General features: G+C 67.4%; 11 protein-coding genes. 3 read left to right on the forward strand and 8 right to left on the reverse strand.

What is annotated here, in order from left to right; genetic code table 11:
* Nucleotides 1–5: 5 nt before the first annotated feature.
* Entirely contained in the window at nt 6–1,331 is a 1,326-nt protein-coding gene (locus AC3A6B_RS28610) for an NAD(P)/FAD-dependent oxidoreductase (RefSeq protein WP_487840019.1), read from the reverse strand.
* A gap of 201 nt (nt 1,332–1,532) precedes the next feature.
* Here AC3A6B_RS28610 and AC3A6B_RS28615 point away from each other — a divergent pair, with 201 nt between their 5' ends.
* On the forward strand, nt 1,533–1,934 hold the full coding sequence (locus tag AC3A6B_RS28615; protein WP_487840020.1) for a hypothetical protein: 402 nt from the start codon (nt 1,533–1,535) through the stop codon (nt 1,932–1,934).
* Here the strand turns inward: AC3A6B_RS28615 and AC3A6B_RS28620 are convergent.
* From AC3A6B_RS28620 to AC3A6B_RS28635, 4 genes are all read right to left on the reverse strand, one after another.
* On the reverse strand, nt 1,927–2,847 hold the full coding sequence (locus AC3A6B_RS28620) for a LysR family transcriptional regulator (RefSeq protein ID WP_487840021.1): 921 nt from the start codon (nt 2,845–2,847) through the stop codon (nt 1,927–1,929). The genes AC3A6B_RS28615 and AC3A6B_RS28620 overlap by 8 nt on opposite strands.
* Nucleotides 2,848–2,856: 9 nt before the next feature.
* Complete coding sequence (locus tag AC3A6B_RS28625) at nt 2,857–3,828, reverse strand: ornithine cyclodeaminase family protein (protein WP_487840022.1); 972 nt, start codon at nt 3,826–3,828, stop codon at nt 2,857–2,859.
* 20 nt (nt 3,829–3,848) lie between these two features.
* On the reverse strand, nt 3,849–4,988 hold the full coding sequence (locus tag AC3A6B_RS28630; protein ID WP_487840023.1) for a DSD1 family PLP-dependent enzyme: 1,140 nt from the start codon (nt 4,986–4,988) through the stop codon (nt 3,849–3,851).
* Between the two features lie 168 nt (nt 4,989–5,156).
* The gene (locus AC3A6B_RS28635; RefSeq protein ID WP_487840024.1) at nt 5,157–6,020 is read right to left on the reverse strand and encodes a DUF2272 domain-containing protein; all 864 of its coding nucleotides are present in this window, start codon (nt 6,018–6,020) and stop codon (nt 5,157–5,159) included.
* A 148-nt stretch (nt 6,021–6,168) separates the two neighbouring features.
* Here AC3A6B_RS28635 and AC3A6B_RS28640 point away from each other — a divergent pair, with 148 nt between their 5' ends.
* Complete coding sequence (locus AC3A6B_RS28640; RefSeq protein WP_487840025.1) at nt 6,169–6,864, forward strand: alpha/beta hydrolase; 696 nt, start codon at nt 6,169–6,171, stop codon at nt 6,862–6,864.
* On the opposite strand, the gene AC3A6B_RS28645 is transcribed toward AC3A6B_RS28640, so the two are convergent.
* On the reverse strand, nt 6,852–7,199 hold the full coding sequence (locus tag AC3A6B_RS28645; protein WP_487840026.1) for a PRC-barrel domain-containing protein: 348 nt from the start codon (nt 7,197–7,199) through the stop codon (nt 6,852–6,854). The genes AC3A6B_RS28640 and AC3A6B_RS28645 overlap by 13 nt on opposite strands.
* Nucleotides 7,200–7,354: 155 nt before the next feature.
* Nucleotides 7,355–8,317, reverse strand: coding sequence for an AraC family transcriptional regulator (locus AC3A6B_RS28650; RefSeq protein WP_487840027.1), 963 nt, complete (start codon nt 8,315–8,317; stop codon nt 7,355–7,357).
* 118 nt (nt 8,318–8,435) lie between these two features.
* Here AC3A6B_RS28650 and AC3A6B_RS28655 point away from each other — a divergent pair, with 118 nt between their 5' ends.
* Nucleotides 8,436–9,350 (forward strand): LysR family transcriptional regulator, encoded by a 915-nt coding sequence (locus tag AC3A6B_RS28655; protein WP_487840028.1) that lies wholly within the window; start codon nt 8,436–8,438, stop codon nt 9,348–9,350.
* Between the two features lies 1 nt (nt 9,351).
* Here the strand turns inward: AC3A6B_RS28655 and AC3A6B_RS28660 are convergent.
* Nucleotides 9,352–9,863 (reverse strand): dehydroquinate synthase/iron-containing alcohol dehydrogenase family protein (locus tag AC3A6B_RS28660; protein WP_487840029.1); only part of this gene is annotated, 512 nt, incomplete at its 5' end.

The following is a 9,863-nucleotide window of genomic DNA, read 5'->3' on the forward strand; positions in this document are numbered from 1 at the left end:
CGCGCTCAGTCTGCCTTCAGGATGGTCTCGCCGCGCAGCGGACCCATGTCGCGGATGTTGAAGCGATGGCGCTTCCAGCCGGCATAGGTGCGGCGCCAGTTGAGCAGGGATACGAAGTAGTAGACCACCTTGAACATCAGCAACGAGAGGCGGTAGGCCCGCCCGTGGTGGATGTCGGCAGCCAGCAGGGACATCAGGCCCTGCTTCACCTTGAAGATGTTCTGCGGGTGCATGAACATGTCGCGGATCGTCGGATTCGTGACGCGGTAGATGAACCACGAGTAGTCGCGCGGCCCCACGCGCATGCGCTTCTCCAGCGCCGCCCTGGCCGCCGGCAGTTCGGCCGGCTGGTCGAGCGCCGTTTGCACCAGCTGCGCGCCGTCGAAGGCGCTCTGCATCGCCAGGAACACGCCGGACGAGAACATCGGGTCGATGAAGGTGAAGGCATCGCCCACCATCAGGTAGCGCTCGCCGGTGGCATGCGTGCTGGAGTACGCGAAGTTGCCCGTCGCGTGGACCTTGTCGTCGACGAGCGTCGCATCCTTCAGGCGGTCGTGCAGTTCCGGGCACATCGCGATGGTGTCGAAGAAGTAGTCCTTCAGCGGCTTGTCGCGCGCCTTCAGGTAGTAGGCCCAGCACACGGCGCCGACGCTGGTCGTGCCGTCGGCGAGCGGGATGAACCAGAACCAGCCGTGCTCGAACCAGCAGATGCTGATGTTGCCCTCGCGCTTGCCCGTAAGGCGCCGGGCGTTGCGAAAGTGCCCGAAGAGCGCGGTGCTGTTGTGGTCCGGGTTCTTCTTCTTGCACTTGAACTTGTTGGCCAGGACCGTGTCGCGGCCGCTGGCATCGACGACGAAGCGCGCCCGCCAGGTGCGCCTGGCGCCGTCGCCGAGCAGCGCCTGCACCGTGGCGCCGGTGTCGTCGAAATCGACCTCGCACACCTTCGCGCCCTCGATGGCCAGCGCGCCCACCTTGGCGGCATTGCGAAACAGCAGCTCGTCGAGCTCCGAACGGCGAACCTGCCAGGCCGAGTCCTTGGAAGGGTCCCAGCCTTCGGAAAAGTCGACATAGCTGCAGTAGTCGAGGTCAGGCGGGACGAACTCGATGCCGAACTTCGGCATGCCGATCTTCTCGACCTCCTGGCGCACGCCGAGCTTGTCGAACAGCTCGACATTGCCCGGCAGCAGCGATTCGCCGATGTGGAAGCGCGGGTGATGCTCCTTCTCGAGCAGAACCACGCGCCGCCCCTCGCGCGCGAGGAGCGCTGCGATGGTCGAGCCCGCCGGTCCTCCTCCGACGACGAGCACATCGCATTCCTGAACTGCCTGCATGGGGTGACTTCTCCTTCGGATCGCGCATTGTTGAAGGTCAGCATTGTGCCGCCGTGGCCCGCACCGACCTTGGCGGGAAGAGGCTTCACCGTATTTTCCCTACGCGAGGCTTCGCCTCGCGCCCACACCGCCGATTGCGGCTCGATTTGAAATTGGCGCCACAGCGCGGCGCCGTGCCGCGAGCAGCATCAGGAGCATGAAATGGCAACCGACAACATCAAGACTTCCGCGGGGCGTGCCGATGAGGCCGAGCAGACTGCGCAAGAGGCGCTTCAAGCCGCGCAGGGGTACGCGCGAGAAAGCGGGCGCATTGCCAGGGACGCGATTCCTTCGATTCGTTCGAACGTGGAGGATGCCAGGGAAGACGCCAAGAAGATTGCCGAGGACGCGGCCCTCACCGGCCGCGCGTATGCCCGCAATGCCGTGAATGCGACGGGCCGGAAGATCCGGGACGTCACGGGCCGGGTCACCCACGCCAAGGACAGCTGCCTGCAATACATCGCGGAGGAACCGGTCCGCGCATCGCTTGCCGCAGCGGCGAGCGGCGCGGTGCTCATGACGCTGCTTCTTTCGCTCATGCGAGGCAACCGCTCGATCAAGTAGATGCGTGGCTGCGCCACGGCGGCACCGGCTTGAAGCGCGCCTGCAGGAACGAGAGGAACAGCTTCACCCTGGCGGACATGCCGAGGCGCTGCGCCACCAGCGCCACCACATCGGCGGCCGGCAGGCTCCAGTCCTCCAGCACCCGGACCAGGTGCCCAGAGGCCAGGCTCTCGGCGATGTCCCATTCCGAGCGCATGATCAGGCCCTTGCCCTTGAGTGCCCACTGCCGCACGACGTCGCCGTCATTGCTGCTCAGGGTTGCCGCCACCCGCACCGCGACTTCGCTGCGTTTCTTCCTGAAGTGCCACAGCGTCACGTCTTCCTGGTTTTCGCGCAGCACGATGCAGTCGTGCCCGGCCAGTTCCTGCGGCGTGCGCGGCGCCGGGCGGCGGGCGAGGTAGCCGGGTGCGGCGCAGACGAAGCGCGCATTGGGCGCGATCGGGTAGGCGACCATGCTCGAATCCGCAAGGTTGCCGATGTGCACGATCAGGTCAAAGCGATTCGCGTCGGCCGCCGACACCACATCGCTGAGCGTCAGGGACACCTTCAGCCCCGTGTGCAGCGTATGAAAGTCGGCGACGGCGGCCGCCAGGTGATGGCGTCCGAAGCCCAGGGGGCCGCAGACGTTCAGCGTCCCCGCGACTTCGCCCGAGCGGGCGCGCAGGTTGTCGATCAGGCCATCCAGTTCGGCGAGCAGGCTCACGGCCCCCGCATGGAAGAGCTCGCCCTCGTCGGTGAGGCTGAAGCGGCGCGTGCTGCGGTGGACCAGGTGCAGCCCCAGGCGGCTCTCCAGTTGCCGCAGCCGTTGCGACACGGACGAGGCCGTCACGTCCATGCGCCGAGCGGCCTCCGCGAGGGAGCCGCTTTCGGTGATGGCGACGAAGAAGCGCAGGTCGGTGATGTCGTGCGACATCCCCCGATCCTAATAGTCGATCTTGCTGCCGAGCCCGCGCTGCGCGGCCGTGCGCACGGCGAGGTCGGCCACGGCCAGGTCCTGCAGCGCCACGCCCGTTCCGTCGAAGAGCGTGATCTCATCGGCCGTGCGGCGCCCGTCGCACAGGCCTTCGATGACCGCGCCGATGCTGCCGCGGAAGCTCCGCTCGGTGATCAGGCCCGCGTCGTAGGCGTGCTGGCACTCGCCGATGCTGAGGGCCTGCGCGGCCTCGTCGACGAACAGGGCGGCCGCGGCCACCAGCGCCGGGGCCAGCTCCTGCTTGCCCCGGGTGTCGGCACCCATGGCGCTGATGTGGGTGCCGGGGCGCACCCATGATTTTTCGACCAGGGCCTTCTGCGAAGGCGTCACGGTGACCAGGATGTCGGCGTGGGCGGCCACGGCCCGGGCATCGGATTGAGGGATGAACTCCAGGCCGAGCTGCTCCACGACGCGGCCGAAGGCGGCCAGGTTCTCGGGCGAGCGATTCCACGCATGGACCCTGCGGATCGCACGCACCGCCAGCGTCGCGCGCAGCTGGTATTGCGCCTGGACGCCCGCGCCGATGATGCCGAGCACGCTGCTGTTGGGGCGCGACAGGTGCTTGGTCGCGATGGCGCTGGCGGCCCCGGTGCGCACGCCGGTCAGGTAGTTCGCGCTGACGAGTGCCGATGCGCGGCCGGTGTCCGGATCGAAAAGCAAGGTCGAAGACTGATGGTTGCTCAGGCCCTTGCCCGCGTTGTGCGGCCAGTAGCCGCCCGCCTTGAGCCCGAGGATGGGCGCGCCGGCGTCGCAGCCGGCCTTGACGCCGAAGACGGCGTCCTGGTAGCCCACGCCCTCGCGAACCACCGGGTAGTTGCGCGCCTCCTGGCATGCCATGGCGGCGAAGCACTGTTCGACCGCTCCAATGGCGTCTTCGACGCTCACCAGCGCGCGGGCTTCCTGCTCCGAGATGATCAGCATCGCGTCTTCCTGTTTGCGCTTCACCAGCCGCTGAAGCGCTGCCAGGTCGCGGTTATCTCGTGGCCGGCGCCGAGCACCTTGTAGTGCTCGTACTGCGCGGCGGTGGGGCAGGCGTGGTTGGGAACGATGCGCACCTGCGCGCCGACCGGCAGATGCAATGCGCCTTCGATCTTGCCCGAGCGGTGCGCCATGATGCCGTGCTCCTGGTTGGCGCCCACGAGGATGAGGTCGTCCAGCGGCCGCCCTTCGAGGTCGCAGACCAGCCCGTAGCCCTGGTCGACCGGCTGCCTGGCCGTGCCGCGGTCGCGCGACATCGCCATCCATCCGGCATCGAGGATCGTCCAGCCCTTCTCGCGCTGGTGGCCGATCACCGTGGCCAGCACCGACAGCGCAATGTCGTCCACGCGGCAGACGTTCAGGCCGGCCATCACCAGATCGAAGAACACGAACACGCCGGCGCGCACTTCGGTGACGCCTTGCAACTGCTCGGCGAAGAGCGCGGTCGGCGTCGAGCCGACGCTCACCACGGGGCATGCGATGCCCGCCGCGCGCAGGCGCTCGGCCGCATGCACGGCCGCTGCACGCTCCTGCTCGGCCATCGCGCAGATCGCCTCGATGGAGGCGCAGTCGTAGGAGCTTCCGGCATGCGTGAGGATGCCCTGCACCGGAATGCCGGCGCCTTCGAGGAACTGCGCGATCTCGAGAAGATCGCTGCCATCGGGATTCACGCCCGAGCGGTGGCCGTCGGAGTCGATCTCGATCAGCACGTCGAAATGCCGCCGCGCCGCCTTCGCGCGCTCGGCCAGCATGCGCGCGGCCTCGATGCTGTCGAGGATCAGCGTGAGCCGCGCGCCCTTGTCCTGCAAGGCCATCACATGGTCGAGCTTGTTCGGCGCGATGCAGACGGCATAGAGGATGTCGGTGACGCCGTGCGCCGCGAAGTAGTCGGCCTCGCGCAGCGTTGACACCGTGATCGGCCCTTGCGGCGTTTCCATGATCCGGCGGGTCACGTCCATCGACTTGTTGGTCTTCACGTGCGGTCGGAACGAGACGCCGAGGCGGCGCGCCTGGCTGCGCATGCGCTCGATGTTGCGGTCCATGCGCGCCTCGTCGAGCAGCAGCGCGGGCGTCTCCAGTTGTTCGAGGAATTGTTTCGTCATCTCAGCTCGCGGCCAGGACGAGAACAGGCATCAGAAAGCGCAGACGCATGGCAGGGGACCTCCGGCAATGTGGAACGGATGAGCCGGAAAGCACGGCCTGGAGCCAAGTCTAGGTTCGCGTATTCGGAAAATAAACTACCTGAAACTGCATCTATCCTTCATTTTTTCTTACGAGCTGACCCTGTTGTCCAGGACGACGATCGCCTCGCCGACGAGCTTGCCCTCGGCGGTGATCCGCGGATTCCTCAGGAGCGTTCCATCCGGGCTCAGTTGGTAGCCCGTTGCGAATACCGAGTTCTGCACGTTCCCGCCGATGGCCCATGCGACCTCGGGCCCGACGGCCACGACGATGTCGCAATGGCTAGGCAACTCGGGGTTGTTCGAGGCATTGAGGTAGTCGTCGTAGCGCGCCGGCTTCTCGCGCCAGCTGCCGATGATGTCGCCGACCTGGGGCTTGGCCTTGTCGAGCCGCACGCCCCAGAAGGGCGCCGCCAGGTCTCCGCTCGCGTTCTTCTTGATCGCATCCCACATGTACGCCGCATGGCCGATCGACTCCTGGAAGGACTTGTACTCGTCGAATTCCCTGGCCGCCGTCCTCACCATCAGCGAGATCGCCACTGCCGACCAGGGTTGCTTGGTGGTCTTGCCGGTGAACGGCTTGCCGAGTGCTTTCCACATCTCGCCGATGAAGCCGCTGAAGGGCTCCTTCGCTTCCTTGCCGGCGCCCCTGTCGAAGCGCAGCCATTGCTCGACGGCCGCGGCAACGAGCGCCTCCCGCGCTGGAGAGACCGGGTCGCGCAGGGTGGGCTGCTCGGGCGGCTGCCAGTCGAATTTGGTGATCGGCAATGCGGCCTTGATGAAGCCCTCGGTCGACTTCCCGTCGACCGCGGTGCGGACGTGATGCCACCCCTCCGGTCCGTCTTCCAGGTCATCGACGGCCTGCCCGAGGAAGATGGGGCCGATCAGCGTGTCGGGCTCGACCCTGGCCTCGGACCGCACGTTGATTGTTTCGACGTTGACGAGTTTCTGCATCGAAAGCTCCTTACGGCCACACGAGTTGACCACGAAGCCGCTGGTGTAGCCAGTCGCAAATGGCTGACAAGCAGCTCGATGGGAGGCCGGCAGCCGAAAAGGCTCGGCGCTGACTGCGCGCACAACGACGGGATGAGATTCTCGCGGCATGAGCAGCCACGACGCCTTCGCATCGCCAGCCCCGCGGCCTGGCGTGTTGCTGGTACCCGGCTGGGACGACGGCCGCGGGCCATACCGAAGGCTGGCGCGCGAGCTTTCGAGCCGGGGCTGGATCTGCCGCACGGTCGACCTGCCGAACCCGTCGTGGTCCGCCGCGGAGCGGCAGACGGTGACACGCGCCGACAACCTGGAAGACGTGCTGCGCGCCTACGATGGGCTGGCCCGCGAGCCGGCCGTCGTTCCCGAAGCGATCACCCTCGTCGGCGTCAGCTATGGCGGCTACCTCGCGGCCTTCGCGAGCGCCATGCGTCCTGTCCGCCGGCTGGTGCTGCGCGCGCCGGCGCTCTACCGCGACGAGGACTGGACCCTACCCAAGGAGCAGCTCGACAAGCAGGACCTGTCGGTCTACCGCCTGTTGAGGCTGCGCCCGGGGGACAACCGGGCGCTGGCGGCCTGCGCCGCCTTCAAGGGCGAAGTGCTGGTCATCGAATCCGGGCACGACGACACCGTGCCGCACCCGGTCATCGAGAACTACCTGGCGGCCTTCGAGCAGGCCCGGTCGGTCGATGCCGAAGTGCTCGAGGGCGCCGACCACGCCTTGTCGCATCCCGACTGGCAACGCGACTTCCTTCTGCGTCTGGTCGGCTGGCTGGCAGGGCGGGCTTCCGGCGCTCAGAAGCCGTAGTACTTGTTCACGCTGCTGCTGTAGGCGTCGTCGTAGTCGGGCACGTCGTCGTTGGCATAGCGCGGCGCGCCTTCGAGCTTCGCCTTGTCCAACGGGACGACGTAGCCGTCCTGCGCCGTGTCGTACTTCAGCATGTTCCAGGGGATCGGGTAGCGGTCGGTGCCCATCCCCAGGAAGCCGCCGAACTCCATCACCGCGTAGCGGACCTGGCCGGATATCTTGTCGATCATGAGATCGTCGATCGTGCCGAGCTTGTCGCCCGCCGCGTTGTAGACGCTGGTGCCTTCGACGCGTTCCGAAGAGATCACGTCATGGATCGAAGTGGTCGTGGTCATGCGAATGCTCCGGGAAATCGACCGGCACGGCTGGGTATGCCGGTCAACACTTCCAAAGCCCAGCACAGCAGGTATCGCGCGCTCGATGACGCGACCGGATCAGCCCGGCGGCCGTGTTCCTGTAGGTGGATCCTCGCGGGGCGGCCCGGCGGACTTCAAAGCCTGCCGCCCAGCTCGCCCTGCCTGAAGCGCCGCACGTCGCGTGCCGGCGGCGCGCCGAACATCCGGCTGTACTCGCGGCTGAACTGCGAGGGGCTTTCGTAGCCGACCTTGTAGCCGGCCTCCGCCGCGTCCGCCATGTCGCTGAAGAGCAGGCGGCGCGCTTCCTGAAGGCGCAGCTGCTTCTGGTATTGCAGCGGACTCATCGCGGTCACGGCCTTGAAGTGGTGGTGCAGGGACGACACGCTCATGTGCGCGGCCCGCGCCATGTCCTCCAGCTTCAGCGGTGCGGTGCTGTGTTCGCGCAGCCAGGCGATGGCCCGGCAGATCCGCTGGCTATGGCTGCCCGCGACCGCCAGCTGCCCGAGGCGCCAGCCGTTCTCGGCCTTCAGCAGGCGGTAGTAGATCTCGCGGATGACCAGCGGCGCGAGGGCAGGGACGTCCTCGCGCGTATCGAGCAGGCGGATCAGGCGCACCACTGCATCGAGCAGCTCGATGGAGGTCTCGCCGGTGAAGATGCCTCGCGCCGCGGCCTTCGGCGGCTTGAGATGGTCCGCCTCCAGCATCATCGTCGCGATCGCCGCCGGATCGATGTCGAGGCGCAGCGCCAGGTAGGGCGCTTCGGGGGTCGCATCGATGACCTGTCCGGTCACCGGGAGGTTCTGCGACACCACGAGATGGCTGGACGAGTCGTAGACGAACAGTTCGTCGCCGAGCATGACGCGCTTGCTTCCCTGCGCGATGAGGCAGAAGGCGGGTTCGTAGGCGCCGTGAATCGGTGCGCAGACTCCCGTGGACCGGAACACCGCCAGGCCGGGAATGGCGGTGGGGTTCGTGCCCTCGGCGACGGCGAAGCGCTCGATCAACGCGGCGAGTTCAGCGCGCCGCAGGACCAGCTGCAGCTGCTGGTCCGGACGTTCGCGCGCGGTGGCGGCAGTGGAGACGGTGGTCATGTCCATAGCTTAGGCAAGCCCGGTGAATTTGTCTCGCGCGGCCGGCAGGGTCTGGACGATCGGGCAAGAACTCGCGGCGATCCTGCAAGCGGCGAGGCCGGTGCGAGCGCGCCTAAGATGCCGCATGGATCGCTGGACCGAGATCGAGTTGTTCGTACAGACGGCGGAGCTGGGCAGCCTGTCGCGCGCGGCCGAGGCCGTGGGCTTGTCGAACGCCGCCGCCAGCCGGCACCTGGTCTCGCTGGAGGCGCGGCTGGGCGTGCGGCTCGTGCAGCGCAACACGCGCCGCCTCTCGCTGACCGAGGCGGGCGAGAGCTACTACAACCGCTGCAAGACCATCCTGGCCGATCTGCGCGATGCCGATTCGGCCGTCAATGCGCAGGCGCTCGATCCGATGGGCACGCTGCGCATCACCGCGTCGCTGTCCTTCTGCATGCACCACATCGCGCCGCTCTTGCGCGCCTACACCGAGCGCTATCCCAAGGTCGCGGTCCAGGTGGTCGCGGCCAACCGGTACTACGACCTGATCGACAACAACATCGATGTCGCGATCCGCACGCGCGAGTACGAGAACGACTCCAACATCACCATCCGCAGCCTGGCCGAGACCCGGCGCATCCTCGCCGCCTCGCCGGGCTATCTCGACCGGCTCGGCACGCCGCAGAGCATCGACGAGCTGGCCTCGCACGATCTGCTGCTCTACACCTACAGCCACAACCCCGAAGAGCTTGCCTTCCGCCGCGGCAGCGAACGGCGCGTGATCAAGGTCAAGGGCCTGCTCGAGGCCAACGATGGCCAGGTGCTGCGCGCGGCGGCGCTCGACGGACTCGGCATCCTGGTGCAGCCCAAATACATCCTCTACGAGGACATCGTGGCCGGCCGCCTGGTGCCGGTGCTCGACGAGTGGGACCTGCCGCGCCTGCGCATCAACATCGCCTTCCAGAGCCGGCGGCACATGTCGGCGAAGGTGCGCACCTTCATCGATTTCCTGGTCGAGCACTTCGAGCGCATGGAGTACCAGCGCAAGTGGAGCAGCTAGGCTAGCCAGGTTCCGCGCCCTCGAAGGCGCGCTGCAGCAGCGCACGGATCGCCTCGCGTTCCACCGGCCGCGGATTCCAGTACGGGTTGGCCGCCGCGATGTCCGCTGCGCGATCCAGGTCGCCCGCCTTCATGCCGATGTCCTTGAGCGCGGTCGGCGCGCCGTTGTCGCGCGCCAGCGCGAACAGCCCTTGCGCTGCGTTCTCGCGCCCCAGCGCCCGCGCGATGCGCTGCATCGCCCGCGGCGCGGCATCCGCGTTGTAGGCGATCGCATGCGGCAGCACCACCGTGTGCACCTCCGCATGCGGCAGGTTGAAGCTGCCGCCCAGCGTGTGGCACAGCTTGTGGTGCAGCGCCATGCCCACGTTGCCCAGCACGCTGCCGCTGAGCCAGGCGCCGTAGAGCGCATCGGAGCGTGCCTCGATGTCCTCGGGCCGGCGCCGGATCGCCGGCAGCGCACGCGCGATCGCGGCGATGCCTTCCTCGGCCATCAGGTCCATCACCGGGTTGCTGT

The organism is Variovorax sp. Soil_C_33, from assembly GCF_057656935.1.